Origin of the sequence: Enterobacter cloacae complex sp. P42RS (assembly GCF_014930595.1) — a bacterium.
In the GTDB taxonomy this organism is placed as follows: domain Bacteria; phylum Pseudomonadota; class Gammaproteobacteria; order Enterobacterales; family Enterobacteriaceae; genus Enterobacter; species Enterobacter bugandensis.
On the sequence record NZ_JADBRK010000011.1, the window covers coordinates 110848 to 127800 of the forward strand.

The following is a 16953-nucleotide window of genomic DNA, read 5'->3' on the forward strand; positions in this document are numbered from 1 at the left end:
GGGAAAAGGATCATTTAACCGTCCACCCCTTATACGTGCCGACGTTCTTTTTATCGATCATCGTCACCGGGATCAGCACAGGCTCTTTCGGCGCAGGTTTGCCCTGCAGAATGTCATAGCCGATCTCCACCGCCTTCGCCGCCATCACCTGCGGATCCTGCGCCGGGGTCGCCACAAACAGGGAGTTTTCGCGCTTCAGCGCCTCTTCACCGTCCGGGGAACCGTCCACGCCGACGATAAAGAACTCGTTGCGCTGGGCCTGTTTCGCCGCCAGATCGGCGCCGATCGCGGTCGGATCGTTAATCGCGAATACGCCGTCGATCTTCGGATTGGCCGCCAGCAGAGAGGTCATCACTTCCAGCCCGCCTTCACGACTGCCTTTGGCATTCTGGTTGTCCGAGAGCACCTTGATGTCCGGATGTTTTTTGAATTCCGTCTGGCAGCCTTCCACGCGGTTCTGCACCGCGGAGACCGGCGGTCCGTTGATGATCACCACGTTGCCTTTGCCTTTCAGGCGGTCGGTAATGTACTTACAGGCCATTTCCCCCGCCTGGGTATTATCGGAGGTGATGGTCGCATCGGCCCCTTCCGCCGCCACGTCCACCGCCACGACCACGATCCCCGCTTCTTTGGCTCGCTTCACCGCCGGGCCGATCCCTTTGGAATCCGCAGCGTTGAGGATGATCATGTCCACCTTCGCGGCGATGAAGTTATCGATCTGCGACACCTGCTGGCCCAGATCGTACCCGCTGGAAACCAGCGTCACCTTGACGTTATCGCCAGCCAGCTTGCGCGCTTCCAGCTCAGCACCTTTGGTGATCTGCACGAAGAACGGGTTAGCCAGGTCGCCCACCGTCACGCCGATGGACTTCAGATCTTTTGCCTGCGCAAACGGCGTTGCGGCCAGCAGGGCGCCAGCACAGAGCGCGGTCACTAAGGGTTTCAAACGCATCTTGTCTTCCTCGCTTGTAGGGTATTGTTGTTATGCACTTTGATGATGTCGGGTACGGTATTTGTCGATCAGCACCGCTATGATGATCACCGCCCCTTTGATCACCAGCTGCCAGAAGTAGGAGACACCCATCAGCGTCATGCCGTTGTTGAGGGTGGCGATGATCAGCGCCCCCACCAGCGTGCCGGTGATCGTACCGATCCCGCCGACGAAGCTGGTGCCGCCGAGGATCACCGCCGCAATCGCATCCAACTCGTAACCCGTGCCGAGGTTGCCGTTGGCGCTGTAGAGGCGCGAGGCGCTCATCACCCCGCCGAGGCCGGAGAGCAGGCCGCTCATGCCGTAGACAAAAAGCAGCACCAGCCAGACTTTGATGCCGGTTAAGCGCGCCGCCTGCATGTTGCCGCCGACCGCGTAGATATGAACGCCGAGCGTGGTGCGGCGCAGGATGAACCAGCAGATAGCGATGACCGCCAGGGCAATGACTACGAGCCACGGAATCGGGCCGAGGTAGTTATTGCCGATCCACTCGAAGCTGATGTTGGAGTTAATCACCGTGGTGCCGTCCGCCAGCAGATACGCTGCGCCTCGCAGCGCCGTATAGGTGCCGAGCGTGACGATAAACGGCGGCAGCCCGGCGAAGGCCACCAGCGCGCCGTTGAACAGCCCCAGCACCATGCCGAGCATCAGCGCCGCCGGAATGGAGAGCATCGCGAATTCAGGAATAAGCGAGACCACCATCGCCGCCACCGCCGTGGTGCCGAGAATCGAGCCCACGGAGAGGTCAATCCCGCCGGTCAGAATGATGAAGGTCATTCCCGCCGCCAGCACGATGTTGATCGACGCCTGACGGGTAATGTTGAGCAGGTTACTTTCGGTAAAGAAGTTCGGGGCGATAAAGCCAAACACCGCCACAATCAGGATTAAAATCGGCAAAATGCCGACCGTTTGCATCAGATCGCTCATCAGCATTTTTTTGGCGGAGGCGGATTTCGCCACCTGCTGCGGATGGGTTGGAGTTGTCATGATTGCACCGCCTGATGATGTGTGTCGTTCACGCCGGTTGCCAGCGTCATAATATTTTCCTGAGAGATGTCGCGCCCGTGCAGTTCACCCGCAATGCTGCCTTCCCGCATTACGTACACCCGGTCGCTCATGCCTACCACTTCCGGCAGCTCGCTGGAGATCATCAGAATCGCCACCCCCTTGCGCGCCATCTGGTTCATGATGCGGTAGATCTCGCTTTTGGCACCGACGTCCACCCCGCGCGTGGGTTCGTCGAGAATCAGAATGCGCGGGCCAATCGCCACCCAGCGGGAGATCAGCAGCTTTTGCTGGTTGCCGCCGGAGAGCCCGCCCGCGCGCACCTGAGAATGGGGCACGCGGATGTTAAGCAGGGCGATAGCGTCATCGGAAATGGACTGGGCTTTTTTGCGGTTAAGCATGCCGAAGGTGGCGTCGCGCTCCAGCGTCGCCATGGTGATGTTCTCCTGCGCCGCCAGCTCCAGAAACAGCCCCTGCTCCTTGCGGTTCTCGGTGAGAAAACCAATCCCGTTTTCAATGGCCGCGCGCGGGGAGTGGATCACCACCGGCTCGCCGTCCACCTCAATCATCCCGCCGGTGGCCTTGCGCACGCCGAAAATCAACTGCGCCAGCTCGGAGCGTCCGGCCCCGACCAGCCCCGCCAGCCCGACGATTTCACCGGAGCGCACCTGCAGGCTGCATGGCTGCACTTTTTTACCGTCGGTGAGGTGGTGCACGTTGAGACGCGGGCTGCCGAGAGGGATATCGCGCTCTTTGTTGAACAGATCGCTGAGCGGGCGGCCCACCATCATCTTCACCAGTTCAGACGCGTTCAGCTTGTCGCGCGTCAGGCTGCCGACGTACTGCCCGTCGCGCAGAACGCTCACGCGGTCAGAGAGTTCATACACTTCCGCCATGCGGTGGCTGATATAGATGATCGCCATCCCTTCATCGCGCAGGCGCAAAATCAGTTCGAACAGGCGGTGGGTTTCGCGGGAGGAGAGGGCGGCGGTGGGTTCGTCCATCACCAGGATGCGGCTGTTGCGGTGCAGCGCGCGGGCGATTTCCACCTGCTGCTGCTCGGCGATGGTCAGCTTCATCACCAGGTCGGTGGCGCTGAACTGCGCGCCGAGACGGTCAATCACCGCCTGCGCCTGGGCGGCCATCTCCTTGCGCTGCACCAGCCCGCCGCGCGACAACTCGCTGCCGAGGAAGATATTTTCCGCGACGGTCAGATTGGGGGCGAGCTGCATCTCCTGGTAAATCAGGGTAATGCCTGCGGCCAGCGCGTCCTTCGGCCCTTTGATGTGAAACGGCTGGCCGTCGATCAGGATCTCGCCGCCGGTGGCGGTATAGGCCCCCGCGAGGATCTTCATCAGCGTGCTTTTTCCCGCGCCGTTTTCCCCCATCAGCGCGTGGATCTCACCGGGGAAGACCGTCAAATCCACGCCCTTGAGCGCGTGGAAATTGCCAAAGGTTTTGGCAATGTGGCGCATCTCTAAAACCGGGGTTCTGCTCATGGCGGATCTCCTGTGAATGTCGATATCTGCACTTCATCACAGGTGCGTAAATGCAAAATGTCAGAAGCTGTTCATATTTGTCATAGTTATGAATAGCGAATGTGGATCACAGTTACGGAGTCAACATGTCTTCACGCCCCCCGTTCTTCTCCAGCGCCCGCGGTCGCCTGCTGATATTTAACCTGCTGGTGGTCGCCGTCACGCTGATGGTGAGCGGCGTGGCGGTGCTCGGCTTTCGTCATGCCAGCCAGATCCAGGAGCAGGTCCAACAGCAAACGCTGGACGACATGACCGGGAGCATGAACCTCGCGCGCGACACGGCCAACGTGGCAACGGCGGCGGTGCGGCTTTCGCAGGTGGTAGGGGCGCTGGAGTACAAAGGCGAGGCCGAGCGGCTGAAGCAGATGCAAACGGCGCTGCGCCGCTCGCTGGAACAGCTGGCGGATGCCCCGCTGGCGCAGCAGGAGCCGGCGCTGGTGGCGCGGATTATTCGCAGAAGCAATGAATTACAGCAAAGCGTAACGGGGATGTTGGAGCGCGGGCAAAAGCGGCATCTTGAGCGTAACGCGCTGCTGAGCTCGCTCTATCAAAGCCAGAGCTATTTACGCCATCTTCAGGACATCAACCGCCGCTTCGGCAGCAACGTGCCGGACGCGCGGCAGCTGATGGAGATGGATCGGCTGATCGCGGCCGCGATTGATACACCTTCGCCGCGTGCTACCGTTCAGCAGCTGGACGCCGTGACCGCCACGCTGCCCCGAAGCGCTATACAGCCGGTCGTGGAGGGCGTTTTGCCCGATTTTAACGCCGAGCTGCGCAAGCTTGCCCCGCTGTCGAAGCAGCTGGAGGAGAGCGATCTGTCCATCAGCTGGTATATGTTCCACATTAAGGCGCTGGTGGCGATCCTTAATAGCGATATTAATCAGTACGTTGAACAGGTGGCGCAGGCTTCCCGGCTTCGCACGGCCCAGAGCCATCACGAGTTGCAATCCATCAGCGTGTTTATCAGCATCTTCGCCGTGCTGGCGCTGATCATCACCGGCTGCGCCTGCTGGTATATCTACCGCAATCTGGGCTCCAACCTGACGGCCATCTCCCGGGCGATGTCGCGACTTGCCCACGGTGAACAGGATGTTTCTGTTCCTGCGCTGCAGCGGCGCGACGAGCTGGGCGAGCTGGCGCGCGCGTTTAACGTTTTTGCCCGCAACACCGCCTCGCTTGAGCACACCACGCGGCTGCTGAAAGAGAAAACCACGCAGATGGAGATCGACCGCATCGAGCGTCAGGGGCTGGAAGAGGCGCTGCTGCACAGCCAGAAGATGAAGGCCGTCGGACAGCTGACTGGCGGGCTGGCGCATGATTTTAACAACCTGCTGGCGGTAATTATCGGCAGCCTTGAGCTGACAGACCCCGAATCAAACGACGCGCCGCGCATTACCCGTGCGCTGAAGGCTGCCGAACGCGGCGCGCTGCTGACCCAGCGCCTGCTGGCGTTTTCCCGCAAACAGTCCCTGACGCCGCATGCAGTAGAGATGCTGCCCCTGCTGGAAAACCTTCGGGAACTGATGCGCCACTCGCTGCCCGCCACGCTTACCCTGGAGATTGAAGCGCAAACCCCGGCATGGCCCGCGTGGATTGACGTCAGCCAGCTGGAAAACGCCATTATCAACCTGGTGATGAACGCCCGGGATGCGATGGAAGGCCAGAGCGGGGCGATCAAAATTCGCACCTGGAACCAGCGCGTGACCCGCAGCGACGGACGCAGGCAGGATATGGTAGCGCTGGAGGTCATCGATCGCGGCAGCGGGATGTCGCAGGAGGTGAAATCCCGGGTTTTTGAACCGTTCTTCACCACCAAGCAGACCGGAAGCGGAAGCGGGCTGGGCCTGTCGATGGTGTACGGTTTTGTGCGTCAGTCCGGGGGGCGGGTAGAGATCGAAAGCGCGCCGGGACAGGGTACGACCGTGCGGCTCCACCTCCCGCGCTCGACGCTGCCCGCCGTTTCGGAGGATGAAGCGCTGGCTGCCACAACGTCCGTGGATAACGAGCGGCTTGTACTGGTGCTGGAAGATGAGGCGGACGTTCGCCAGACCCTGTGCGAACAGCTGCATCAGCTTGGCTACCTGACGCTCGAAGCGGACAGCGGCGAACAGGCCCTGAACATGCTGGCGGCGTCGCCGGATATTGGCATGTTTATCAGCGATCTGATGCTGCCCGGAAGCCTGAGCGGAGCCGAGGTGATTAACCATGTGCGCAGTCATTATCCGCAGCTTCCGGTGCTGCTGATCAGCGGGCAGGATTTGCGCCCGGCGCATAACCCGCAACTGCCGGACGTTCCGTTACTGCGTAAGCCGTTTACCCGCCAGCAACTGGCGCAGGCGCTGCGGAAGGTCTGTTGATAAACGGTAATATTTAGGAATTCATCAAGAGCCTGCATGAAGCGGGTGATGCTAACCTGCGCAAAATTTAGCAGATTGGGATATAAAGGGAACTATGCCGGTACTCACAAGAGGGGACTCACATATGATCGTGATGCCTACAACATACAGCCCCAGGACGGTTGCAAGGTCATTTAAGCTCGTTGATGAATTTGAACTCTCCGGGCGAGTGTTGCATGTCATTTTTGATAGCCAGACGCCAAGGGCTGCGATTATTGAAGCAGATGTCGAAACTTTTGATGGTGTGCCCAGACACCGGGTAGTTGCTGCCCTGGATTTGCAACGTAAAACGCATTTGGGTGAAGACATCATTGCCGTCGAACGCTGCTGGGAAGATGCCAACGTTATTCAGGTAGAAGGTATATGCGTTGATCCTACCGAGCGTGATAAGGGACTGGCAACCCGCCTGTATGAAGCACTGGTATTACAATGTGGCGTGACGCTTGTCAGCGATTTTGAGCAATATGAAGGCGGCAAGATGCTCTGGCAGAAAATAGCCCGCGAATCAGACCAAATTGCGGTATTTGTACTTGATACCGAGCAGGGGGCATTTTGGCCGTATGACGGTAGCAAAGTTATTTATGATGGAGGCTGTATTCCTGAAGATCGTATCTGGAGCCATTCACCGGATCAAAAATGTTATGGCATCGTTCTGGTTGCAGAAAATAAACACCGAGCGAATCAGCTAATGGAAGAGTCAGCTCGCAACAGAATTTGAGATTCCTCCGCTACCCCGGTTCCCAGCCATTCATTACCGTAAGGCCAGTTCACCTGCGAGTCTGGCCTTATGAAACGTTACTCTACCGCTCTGTTATTTGGTCTGCTGTCACTCACAAGCCAACTGGCGCATGCCGATGTGATTGATGACGCCATTGGCAACATTCAGCAGGCGATCAACGATGCCTACAACCCCGGCAGCAGCCGTAATGACGATGACGACGATCGTTACGACCGCAGCCGTCAAATCGACAGCCGACAGTACGACGATCGTCGTCGGCAGCTCGAAGACAGACGCCGCCGTTTAGACGAGCGTCAGCGTCAGCTGGACGACGACAGGCGTCGGTTAGAAGAAGATGAGCGCAGGTTGGAAGACGATTACGATCGCGGCTAAGTGCGGCCTGTTGCCCTCACCCCAACCCTCTCCCACGGGAGAGGGAGAAAACCTAATCCAGCACAAGTACCATCCCGTCATATCCCGCTTCAATGCCGTCCGGCAGCGGGTTATCCATCATCCAAGCGTCAAACTGGTGGCTAATGTGCGTCAGGATCACCTGCGGACAGCCAATCACCTCGTTCAGGGCCATCACCGTATTTAAATCACTGTGGTTGCGCGGTGTCTCCGGACGCGGTTCATGGCTGCAGTCGATGATTATCGCCTGTGGCTGATTGTTGAGCAGAAACGTCACCGTTTTATCCGGCAGCCCGGCGGTATCAGAAAGCCACGCCACGCGGCTATGGGCCGATTCCAGCAGATACCCGAAGGTCAGTTTTGAATGGTTGAGCGGCAGCGGCGTGACCCGCAGTCCCTGCAGCTCAAACATCACGAACGGCTCGACCGTGTGGCTGAAATCCAGAATGCCGGGATGTTTAAACAGGTCGTCACACCCTGCTTCATCCGGCGGGCCGTAGACCGGGATGGTTGCGCCCACGCCCCAGCGCAGGGGGAACAGCCCCTGGACGTGATCCATATGATAGTGCGTGAGCAAAAACTGCTGGAAACTGCCCGCCGGCCAGTCGTCCATCAGATGCGGAATGCCCGCATCCAGCAGGGTGACTGCATCGTTGAATTTGACCACCGCGCTACAGGGGCGACGGCGATAGTTGTCCTGCAGGCGCGCCCTGCGACACGCCGCGCAGTCGCAGCCAAAGACCGGGACCAGCTGGGCGCTTCCGGTTCCCGTTAACGTGATGGCCAGGCTCATAACGCACCTCTACAGCGGTTTGGTGAAGCGAAAATGGCTCTGCGTATATCCTTCGCGAACGTAAAAACGGTGGGCGTCTGCGCGCTTCACGCTGGTGGAGAGTTCGGTCAGCTCGGCGCCTGCCTGCCTCGCGATGTCCTCCGCCCATGCCAGCAGCTGGCTGCCCACCTTTAGCCCGCGCGCCTGCGGCATCACCACCAGCTCCTGGATCTCGCCGATCCAGCGGGCGTGGTGCAGGTGAAACTGCATGTGCAGGCCGATCATGCCGACGACCTTTCCGTCCAGCTCGGCAAGCTGGTAGCGCATATTGTGATCCTGCAGATTGGCAAGATAGCCGGCGTGAAACGCCTGATGGTCAAATTCACACTGCTTAAGCTCGCAGATCAGAGCGTAAACGATTTGCGCGTCGTCGGCGGTGGCGGGGCGAAGCTTGCAGTCAGGCATGCTGTCTCTCCTTCTGGCGAATAAGCGATAAAAAGGTCTCGACTGACTGTAGCAAACTTCCGTCGTTATTGAGGACGTGACAGCCCGACGGGGTGTAGCGCGCCGCACGTTCCAGCCGCTGATCGATCTCACGCGCATTTTCGCGCCCCCGGCTTTGCAGGCGGCTGCGCAGAATATCCGGAGAAACCTGCAAACAGACCGGCAGCAGCGCCGCTTCGTACCGGGCTTTTGCCTGCGGCAGATGTGCGCGCGAGCCGTTAACCAGCACGTCGAAGCCCGCGTGCAGCCAGAGGTCGATCTCGATGCCGACGCCGTAATAAAAGCCGTTCGCGTGCCAGCTCAGCGCCAGCAGATTTTGCCCGGCACGGGTAAAAAACTCCTGCTCGCTCAGGGCGATATGGTTTTCACTGCCAGCGTTCGCCGCGCGGGTAATGTAGCGGTGCGCCACCAGCAGCTGTGAATGTTCCCGCTGGCGTAACGCCGACAGCAGGCTGTCCTTCCCGGAGCCGGACGGGCCCATTAACCAGATGAGTCTTCCCATCAGAACACCCTTTTTCCCTGACGCCAGACGTGGTCGATATGAACGTGCTCGCCCTTGCGGTGCGCCAGCACCAGGTCTGCCCGTTTGCCTTCGGCAATCTCACCGCGGTCGTGAAGGTTGAGCGCGCTGGCCGGGTTTTTCGTCACCAGTCGAATCGCCTGCGGCAGCGTAAAGCGGTTGTCCTCGTCGTCTGCAACGCGGAAGGCCGCGTCCAGCAGGCTGGCGGGGTAGTAGTCAGACGAGAGGATATCCAGCAGGCCGAGGGAAGCGAGTTTGCTTGCCGCCACGTTGCCGGAGTGCGATCCGCCGCGCACGATGTTCGGCGCGCCCATCAGCACGTTCATGCCGTGTTTGCGGGAGGCTTCAGCCGCTTCGAACGTGGTGGGAAATTCGGCGATCACGCTGCCAAGCTGGTGGGATTCGCGCACGTGATCGTGCGTGGCGTCGTCATGGCTGGCCAGCGCAATGTTGCGGTCCCGACACATCGCGGCAATGGAGAGGCGGTTCGGCTGCGACCATTGTGCCGCAAGCGCCAGCTGCTCTTCTTCGTAGCGCGCCATCTCCGCATCGCTGAGTGAATACTTGCCCTGATAGTATTCGCGATATTTTTCGATGTTGGCGAACTGGCGCTGCCCCGGGGAGTGATCCATCAGGGAGACCAGCGAGACCGGCTCGCGCCCGACCAGCTTTTCAAACAGCGGCAGGGTGGTGTGGTGCGGCAGCTCGCAGCGCAGGTGCAGGCGGTGCTCGGCGCGGTTGAGGCCGCGCTTTTGCGTCTCCTCCACGGCGTTGATCATCTTTTCCAGATTTTCCAGACGATCGCCGCCGTCGCGCACGTCGCCGATCGCCACCGCGTCCAGCACCGTGGTGATGCCGCTGGCGACCATCAGCGCGTCGTGGCTGCTCATTGCCGAATGGGCGGGCCAGTCCACCTTCGGGCGTGGGGTGAAGAATTTATCCAGATTATCGGTATGCAGCTCAATCAGCCCCGGCAGCAGCCAACCGCCGTCGCCGTCCATCGCTTCAGGAGAACGGCTTTGGGTTTCGGCAAAGGCGCGGATGACGCCGTCCTGGATTTCAACCGAACCCTTCACGACCTCATTTTCCAGCACCAGCCTGACATTATTGATAATCATGCGTTTGTCCCCATCGGGTGCAGCCTGTCCGCCACGCGGGTGCGGACGGCGTCGTCGTGGAAGATCCCGACGATCGCCGCCCCGCGCGCTTTGGCCTGTTCGATCAGCGCTATCACCGCTGCGCTGTTTTTAGCGTCGAGCGAGGCGGTGGGTTCATCCAGCAGTAAAATCGGATAGTCGACGATAAACCCGCGCGCGATATTCACGCGCTGCTGCTCGCCGCCGGAAAAGGTCGACGGGGCGAGGTGCCACAGGCGCTCCGGCACGTTGAGGCGCGTCAGCAGGCTGGCGGCCCTGGCGGCGCAGGTTTCGCGCGGCACGCCGAGATCCAGCAGGGGCTGCATCACCACGTCCAGGGCGGAGATCCGCGGGATCACCCGCAGGAACTGACTAACCCAGCCGATCGTTGAGCGGCGCACTTCCAGCACCTTGCGCGCCGGGGCCTGAACCAGATCGACCCACTCTTCGTTATGGCGAATATGGATGTGGCCTTCGTCCGGTAAATAGTTGGCGTACAGGGAGCGCAGCAGGGTCGATTTACCGCTGCCGGAGTGGCCGTGCAGCACCACGCATTCACCCTGACTCACCTCTAGCGAGGCGTTTTGCAGCACCGGCAGGCGCACGCCATTTTGCTGGTGGAGCACAAAGGTCTTACTGACACTTTCAACGTGGATCATGTTGGCCTCTTAATTCTGTAATACCGACGACACCAGCAGCTGGGTGTACGGATGATGCGGGTCGTCGAGCACGCGGTCGGTCAGCCCACTTTCCACCACCTGACCCTGCTTCATCACCAGCAGGCTGTCCGCCAGCAGGCGCGCAACGCCCAGATCGTGGGTGACAATCACCACCGCCAGGTTCAGCTCTACCACCAGGCTGCGCAGCAGGTCGAGCAGGCGGGCCTGCACGGAGACGTCCAGCCCGCCGGTGGGTTCATCCATAAACACCAGCTTTGGATGAGTGACCAGATTGCGGGCAATTTGCAAACGCTGCTGCATACCGCCGGAAAAGGTGGTTGGCAGGTCGTCAATGCGCGAGGCGGGGATCTCAACCTCCTCCAGCCAGTGCTGTGCGGTGGCGCGGATGTTGCCGTAGTGGCGCGCGCCGGTGGCCATCAGCCGTTCGCCGATATTGCCTCCCGCCGACACCTGACGGCGCAGGCCGTCCATCGGGTGCTGATGCACCACGCCCCACTCGGTGCGCAGCAGGCGACGGCGCTCGGCCTCGCTTATGTCGTAGAGGGAGCGTCCCTGATACAGGATCTCGCCGTGTTGCGGCGTCAGACGCGCGGAGATGGACTTCAGCAGGGTGGTTTTGCCGGAGCCGGACTCGCCGACAATGCCCAGCACTTCGCCCGGCCACAGCTCGAACGACACGTCGCTGAAGCCTTTTCCCGGCGCATAAAGGTGGGTCAGGTTATTAACCGAAAGCAGCGGTTTCATTGGCCGTTCGCCTCGCTCTGTTGGCGGCAGTAATCGGTGTCGGAGCAGACAAACATCCGTTTGCCCGTATCGTCCAGCACCACTTCATCGAGATAGCTGTGTTTGGATCCGCAGATGGCGCACGGCTCGTCCCACTCCTGCACCGTAAACGGGTGATCGTCAAAATCTAGGCTTTCGACACGCGTATACGGCGGTATGGCGTAGATGCGTTTTTCACGTCCGGCACCAAAGAGCTGCAGGGCAGGCATCATGTCCATCTTCGGGTTATCGAATTTTGGGATCGGCGACGGGTCCATGACGTAGCGCCCGTTGACCTTCACCGGGTAGGCGTAGGTGGTAGCGATATGGCCGAAACGGGCGATGTCTTCATACAGTTTGACCTGCATGATCCCGTACTCTTCCAGCGCGTGCATGGTGAGGGTCTCGGTTTCGCGCGGCTCGATAAAGCGCAGCGGCTCCGGGATCGGCACCTGGAAAATCAGAATCTGATCTTCCGTCAGCGGAGTCTCCGGAATGCGGTGGCGGGTCTGGATCAGCGTCGCGTCTTCGGTTTTTTCGGTGGTGTTGACGCCCGTCACGCGCTTAAAGAAGTTGCGGATCGACACGGCGTTGGTGGTATCGTCCGCGCCCTGGTCGATAACCTTCAGCACGTCCGCTTCGCCAATCACGCTGGCGGTGATCTGAATGCCGCCCGTGCCCCAGCCGTACGGCATCGGCATTTCACGGCCACCAAACGGCACCTGATAGCCCGGAATAGCCACCGCTTTTAAAATGGCGCGGCGGATCATGCGTTTAGTTTGCTCATCCAGATAGGCAAAGTTGTAGCCGCTTAAGTTAGCCATTGGCGCGCTCCCGTTGCAGGCGTTTCAGCAGTTCCAGTTCGGCCTGGAAATCGACGTAGTGCGGCAGCTTGAGGTGCGAGACAAAGCCTGCGGCCTCGACGTTGTCCGCGTGGGCCAGCACGAACTCTTCGTCCTGCGCCGGGCCGGCAATGTGCTCGCCGTAGTCCGGCGCCTGCAGGGCGCGGTCAACCAGCGCCATCGCCATCGCCTTGCGCTCGCCGAGGCCAAACACCAGCCCGTAGCCGCGGGTAAAATGCGGGTCTTCATTCTCTGGCGCGACGAAACCGTTGACCATTTCGCACTCGGTCATCAGCAGTTCGCCGACGTTCACCGCAAAACCCAGCTCTTCCGGCACGATTTCGACGTCGAGATAGCCGCTGCGGATCTCTGCCGCGAACGGGTGGTTGCGCCCGTAGCCGCGCTGTGTGGAGTAGGCCAGCGCCAGCAGATACCCTTCGTCGCCGCGCATCAGCTGTTGCAGACGGGACGAGCGTGAGCACGGGTAGACCGGCGGCGTGCGGGTGACGTCGTCCGGCGTGGCGCCAGTGTCTTCTTCCGCTTTCGCCAGCCCCTGGTTTGCCAGCAGGCTGAAGACGTGCGGAGACGGTTCCTGTTCGACGTCTGAAGTGCTGAGCGTTGGGGCTTCGCCGTTCGCCAGCAGCGTGAAGTCCAGCAGACGATGAGTGTAGTCACAGGTAGGGCCAAGCAGCTGGCCGCCGGGGATATCTTTATAAACGGCAGAGATTCGGCGCTCCAGGCGCATTTCCGCCGTGTTCACCGGCTCGCTGACTGCCAGACGGGGAACGGTGGTGCGCCAGGCGCGCAGCAGGAAGATGGCTTCCACGTTATCGCCGCTGGCCTGCTTCAGCGCCAGCGCTGCAAGCTCGCGGTCAGCAACGCCGCCCTCGGTCATCACACGGTCAACCGCGAGGTTAAGCTGTTGCTCAATCTGGGCGACGCTCAGCTCGGGAAGCTGTTCATCGCCCCGGCGTCTGTGCTCCTGTAAGGCATGAGCGGCGGCGATCGCCTTTTCGCCTCCTTTGACGGCAACGTACATCAGCACACCTCCACGTGGGTAGTCCGCGGGATTGCCAGCAGGCGCTCGCCGCAGGTCAGGATCAGGTCAATGCCGAGCGGGAACGGGTGCGGGCGCTCGGTCAGCTCATGGATGATGCACTCCGGTAGCTGGGGCGCGACCATCCGCTCGTCGGCGATGCCTGCGCCCGTCAGGCGAAGCATGCGGCCACCGCTCAGGCTGGAGACCTGCAAAATCAGCGTGGCGCTGGTTTCCGGTGCGACGGCGCTGCCTTCGCTCAGGGCGTTAAGCTGTTCATGGCTGATCTGTTCGTCGGCCACGGCAAAGACCGCCTGCTGGGGCTGATCGACCAGCGGCGCGCTGGTGTGAAAGCGCAGGTTCTGGCTGGCGATATCGTTCAGCAATGCGCCTGACAGCCATACCGGGGTGTCGTTGTCCGCCAGCGTCAGCAGCACGCTGGTGGAGGCGAGGTTCAGCGGCAGCCAGCCCTGCGAGAGCTGGTGCAAGGAGACAATCACCCCCGGCTCGCTCATGGCCTTCAGCAGGCGACGGAAACTCTGTTGGGCATCCTGGACGGCCAGGGTAAAAGCAGGTTGAAGCGTCATGCGTTGTCTCCGCGAACGAGCGTAAAGAAGTCGACCCGGCTGGTGTTCACTTCGGCCTGACGCGCGGCAAGGCGTGCGGCGCGGTCGGCTTCCAGCGGGGCAATAAGGGTTTCCATTAACGTCTGGAAATGCGGGTGTTCCTGTAAAAGCGCGTCGATCACCGCGCAGCGCTCGGCGTGCGTTTTGTCTCGCCCAAGTACGTAGCTATAACCCAGCGTGCCGCTGTTAAGGCGGATAGCCGCGCGGGTGAGGGTGGCATCGCCGGCGAAGAAGCGCTCGCCGGTGCCGCCCATGCGTGCCTGGATCTGCACCAGGCCGATCTCCGGCGCGCGGATCGTGTCGTAGTCCGGCGTCAGGCCGAGTGCGTTCATGCGGGCGGCCAGCGCAGCAGGCTGGCTATGGGCCAGCACGCGCATCCAGCGCTGTCGGGTGGAGGTGTCGAAGTGCATTCAGTGCTCCATGGTGAATTCAATCATGTCGGCGCGGGTCAGGCTGACGGAGTATTCCGTCGCGTTGATCTCGCCGTCACGGTGGTTGAGGGTGCGCACGCAGAGCAGCGGGGCCATGTTGGGGATCTCCAGCACCTTGCTCTCTTTCGCCTGCGCGCGGCGGGCGCTGATGCGCGTCTGGGTGCGTTTGAGCGCGATACCCGTCGCGTCCTGAAGGAAATCATGCAGGGAACCGCTGGCGAAATTTTGCAGCACTGGCCAGAGGGTGAGGTCCGCGAAGTAGTGGTCGATCTGGCAGACCGCCACGCCGTTGACCCGGCGCAACGTACGCAGGTGTACGACGTTGTCACCCTCCTGAATCCCGAGCGCATCCGCCACGTGGCGGGAGGCCGGGCGCAGTACCGAGAGCAGCTTTTCGCTGGTTGGATGGCTACCCTGATCAAGCAGATTCTGGCTAAAACGCGCCTGGGCGTTGAGCGGGTAGTCAAACGGGCGCATCAGCACCAGCACGCCGACGCCCTGACGGCGCTGGACCCAGCCGCGCTCCACCAGCTGGTCAATGGCGCGGCGCAGAGTGTGGCGGTTCACCTCGTAGCGGTCGGCAAGCTGCTGCTCGGCGGGCAGGTAGTCTCCGCAGCGGTAATGTGTACGCAGCTCCACTTCGAGCCTGGCCGCAATCTCTTGCCAGCGGGTAGGGTAACTGGTCGGATGTCTGGATAAGTGCATACCAATCAAAGCCTCGCTAATCAGATGAAGTGCTTACGCAAGCGTTGAGAGAGGAAATCCAGCAGGCTGACGGTGACGATGATGAGCACCATCAGAGCGCAGGTTTGCTGGAACTGGAAACCGCGAATCGCTTCCCACAGGGTGACGCCAATCCCGCCTGCGCCCACCATACCGACCACGGTGGCGGAGCGAACGTTGGACTCGAAGCGGTACAGGGAGTAGGAGATCAGCAGCGGCATCACCTGCGGCAGGACGCCGTAGAGGATCTCTTCGATTTTGTTGGCGCCGGTTGCGCGAATACCTTCCACCGGGCCGGGCTCGATGGCTTCGACCGCTTCCGAGAGCAGCTTGGAGAGCACGCCGGTGGTGTGGATGAACAGCGCCATCACGCCGGCGAACGGACCCAGGCCAACGGCGACCACGAACAGCATCGCAAAGACCATTTCGTTAATGGCGCGACAGGCGTCCATCAGGCGACGCATCGGCTGGTAAACCCACCACGGTACGATGTTTTCGGCGCTCATCAGGCCGAACGGAATGGAGAGAACGACGGCGAGGGCGGTGCCCCAGACGGCGATTTGCAGGGTGATGGCCATTTCGCTGAGGTAGTCCTGCCACTGGCTGAAATCCGGCGGGAAGAAGTCGGCGGCGAAGGTCGCCATGTTGCCGGAATCTTTGAAGAGCAGCAGCGGATCCATCTCTGCGCCCTTCCAGGAGATAACGAGTACCGCCAGCAGGATGGCCCAGCTTATGAGCGAGAACCAGCTGCGCTTCGGCGGCGGGAGGGTGATGGTTTGCATGTTGGCTCCTTAATCTGTTCTCCCTCTCCCTCAAGGGAGAGGGGACTTGTGTTACTGCACCGCTTTATTCACGCTCGTCATCGCACCCAGCGCGGCGGTCAGGCGGTCGAGGTCTTCCAGCTGGGCCTGGATTTCAGAGACTTTGCTGGTCTTCTCCTCTTCCTTCAGCCCTTTGTTGTCCTTCACGGCCTGCATCTGCTTAAACAGCGCCAGCTGGCGAATCGGGACCAGCTGCAGATCGCTGGACGCGCGGAACGGTGCCCAGCCCAGACGTTCCAGAACCGCTTTCTCTTCCGGCGTTTTGCCGTAGTTCATAAAGAAGTCGTAGACCTTGTCCTTGGTGCTTTCGGAGAGGTTTTTGCGCCAGACGATCGGGTCGCCGGGGATCAGCGGGGATTTCCAGATGACCTTCAGCTCTTTCAGCTTGTCCGGCGCGGAGGTTTTCAGCTTGTCGAGGTTTTCGGTGTTATTGGTGGCAACGTCCACCTGCTTGTTCGCCACGGCCAGCGCGTTGGTTTCGTGGCTGGCGTTGACGGTGCGCTTAAAGTCGCTGGCGGAGATGTTGTTTTTCGCGAAGACGTAGTAGCCAGGGACGAGGAAGCCGGAAGTGGAGTTCGGATCGCCGTTACCAAAGGTCAGATCTTTGCGTTTGGCGATCATGTCGTTGAGGTTGTTGATCGGGCTGTCTTTGTTGACGATCAGCACGCTCCAGTATCCTGGAGAACCATCTGCCGCAACGGTCTGGGCAAAGACCTGACCGTTGGCGCGGTCCACCGCTTCCATGGCGGAAAGGTTGCCGTACCAGGCGATGTCCACTTTGTTAAAGCGCATCCCCTGGATGATGCCCGCGTAGTCCGGGGCGAAGAAGGCGTTCACTTTGATCCCCAGCTTGGTTTCCATATCTTTCAGGAACGGTTCCCACTGCGGCTTCAGGTTTTGCTGTGATTCCGTTGAAATGATGCCAAAGTTCAACGCTTTTTCCTGCTCTTCGGCGTACGCCGGGCTTAACAGGGTGCTGATGCTGAACATGCTGGTGAAGGCCAGCGCGGCAACGGCTTTGTAGTTCATTTCCATTCC

Annotated in this window: 19 protein-coding genes; 3 read left to right on the forward strand and 16 right to left on the reverse strand. The window is 60.6% G+C overall.

The features are described 5' to 3' along the window. Positions 1-10: 10 nt before the first annotated feature. Genes IM314_RS14665 through IM314_RS14675 form a run of 3 tightly spaced genes read right to left on the reverse strand, consistent with a single transcriptional unit; the run spans position 11 to position 3495 of the window. Complete coding sequence (locus IM314_RS14665; protein ID WP_028015197.1) at positions 11-952, reverse strand: ABC transporter substrate-binding protein; 942 nt, start codon at positions 950-952, stop codon at positions 11-13. A 30-nt stretch (positions 953-982) separates the two neighbouring features. Beyond that, positions 983-1978, reverse strand: a complete 996-nt coding sequence (locus IM314_RS14670) for a ribose ABC transporter permease (RefSeq protein ID WP_032662554.1) — start codon at positions 1976-1978, stop codon at positions 983-985. Next, on the reverse strand, positions 1975-3495 hold the full coding sequence (locus IM314_RS14675) for a sugar ABC transporter ATP-binding protein (protein ID WP_028015199.1): 1521 nt from the start codon (positions 3493-3495) through the stop codon (positions 1975-1977). The genes IM314_RS14670 and IM314_RS14675 overlap by 4 nt, the downstream gene beginning before the upstream one ends. Positions 3496-3620: 125 nt before the next feature. Here IM314_RS14675 and IM314_RS14680 point away from each other — a divergent pair, with 125 nt between their 5' ends. The 3 genes from IM314_RS14680 (at position 3621) to yjdP (ending at position 7044) form a co-directional block, all read left to right on the forward strand. Then, a complete protein-coding gene (locus tag IM314_RS14680) occupies positions 3621-5894 on the forward strand; it encodes an ATP-binding protein (protein WP_193359123.1) in 2274 nt (757 codons plus the stop codon). 124 nt (positions 5895-6018) lie between these two features. Beyond that, entirely contained in the window at positions 6019-6651 is a 633-nt protein-coding gene (locus tag IM314_RS14685; protein WP_059355030.1) for a GNAT family N-acetyltransferase, read from the forward strand. A gap of 69 nt (positions 6652-6720) precedes the next feature. Further along, the gene (yjdP, locus tag IM314_RS14690) at positions 6721-7044 is read left to right on the forward strand and encodes a DDRRRQL repeat protein YjdP (protein ID WP_059355029.1); all 324 of its coding nucleotides are present in this window, start codon (positions 6721-6723) and stop codon (positions 7042-7044) included. Positions 7045-7096: 52 nt separating this feature from the next. Here yjdP and phnP read toward each other — a convergent pair whose 3' ends face one another. Genes phnP through phnD form a run of 13 tightly spaced genes read right to left on the reverse strand, consistent with a single transcriptional unit; the run spans position 7097 to position 16944 of the window. After that, positions 7097-7855 carry a phosphonate metabolism protein PhnP gene (phnP, locus tag IM314_RS14695; RefSeq protein ID WP_153657248.1) on the reverse strand — a complete coding sequence of 253 codons (759 nt, stop codon included), beginning with the start codon at positions 7853-7855 and terminating at the stop codon, positions 7097-7099. Between the two features lie 9 nt (positions 7856-7864). Next, on the reverse strand, positions 7865-8299 hold the full coding sequence (phnO, locus tag IM314_RS14700) for an aminoalkylphosphonate N-acetyltransferase (protein WP_193359124.1): 435 nt from the start codon (positions 8297-8299) through the stop codon (positions 7865-7867). Further along, positions 8292-8843, reverse strand: a complete 552-nt coding sequence (gene phnN, locus IM314_RS14705) for a ribose 1,5-bisphosphokinase (protein WP_028015204.1) — start codon at positions 8841-8843, stop codon at positions 8292-8294. Before phnN ends, phnO begins: the two co-directional genes overlap by 8 nt. After that, positions 8840-9976 (reverse strand): alpha-D-ribose 1-methylphosphonate 5-triphosphate diphosphatase, encoded by a 1137-nt coding sequence (gene phnM / locus IM314_RS14710; RefSeq protein ID WP_041911515.1) that lies wholly within the window; start codon positions 9974-9976, stop codon positions 8840-8842. Before phnM ends, phnN begins: the two co-directional genes overlap by 4 nt. Beyond that, positions 9973-10653 carry a phosphonate C-P lyase system protein PhnL gene (phnL, locus tag IM314_RS14715; protein ID WP_060573080.1) on the reverse strand — a complete coding sequence of 227 codons (681 nt, stop codon included), beginning with the start codon at positions 10651-10653 and terminating at the stop codon, positions 9973-9975. Before phnL ends, phnM begins: the two co-directional genes overlap by 4 nt. A 9-nt stretch (positions 10654-10662) precedes the next feature. Continuing rightward, positions 10663-11418, reverse strand: coding sequence for a phosphonate C-P lyase system protein PhnK (phnK, locus tag IM314_RS14720; RefSeq protein WP_193359125.1), 756 nt, complete (start codon positions 11416-11418; stop codon positions 10663-10665). Beyond that, on the reverse strand, positions 11415-12260 hold the full coding sequence (gene phnJ / locus IM314_RS14725) for an alpha-D-ribose 1-methylphosphonate 5-phosphate C-P-lyase PhnJ (protein WP_193359126.1): 846 nt from the start codon (positions 12258-12260) through the stop codon (positions 11415-11417). The genes phnK and phnJ overlap by 4 nt, the downstream gene beginning before the upstream one ends. Next, positions 12253-13317: a carbon-phosphorus lyase complex subunit PhnI gene (locus IM314_RS14730; protein WP_193359127.1), complete on the reverse strand. Its 1065-nt coding sequence runs from the start codon at positions 13315-13317 to the stop codon at positions 12253-12255. The genes phnJ and IM314_RS14730 overlap by 8 nt, the downstream gene beginning before the upstream one ends. Beyond that, positions 13317-13901, reverse strand: coding sequence for a phosphonate C-P lyase system protein PhnH (gene phnH, locus IM314_RS14735; RefSeq protein ID WP_045630769.1), 585 nt, complete (start codon positions 13899-13901; stop codon positions 13317-13319). Before phnH ends, IM314_RS14730 begins: the two co-directional genes overlap by 1 nt. Beyond that, a complete protein-coding gene (phnG, locus tag IM314_RS14740) occupies positions 13898-14350 on the reverse strand; it encodes a phosphonate C-P lyase system protein PhnG (RefSeq protein ID WP_028015211.1) in 453 nt (150 codons plus the stop codon). Before phnG ends, phnH begins: the two co-directional genes overlap by 4 nt. Further along, on the reverse strand, positions 14351-15076 hold the full coding sequence (phnF, locus tag IM314_RS14745) for a phosphonate metabolism transcriptional regulator PhnF (protein WP_045630771.1): 726 nt from the start codon (positions 15074-15076) through the stop codon (positions 14351-14353). A gap of 20 nt (positions 15077-15096) precedes the next feature. Further along, complete coding sequence (phnE, locus tag IM314_RS14750; protein ID WP_028015213.1) at positions 15097-15876, reverse strand: phosphonate ABC transporter, permease protein PhnE; 780 nt, start codon at positions 15874-15876, stop codon at positions 15097-15099. A gap of 51 nt (positions 15877-15927) precedes the next feature. Further along, positions 15928-16944, reverse strand: coding sequence for a phosphonate ABC transporter substrate-binding protein (gene phnD, locus IM314_RS14755; RefSeq protein ID WP_028015214.1), 1017 nt, complete (start codon positions 16942-16944; stop codon positions 15928-15930). Positions 16945-16953: the final 9 nt, after the last annotated feature.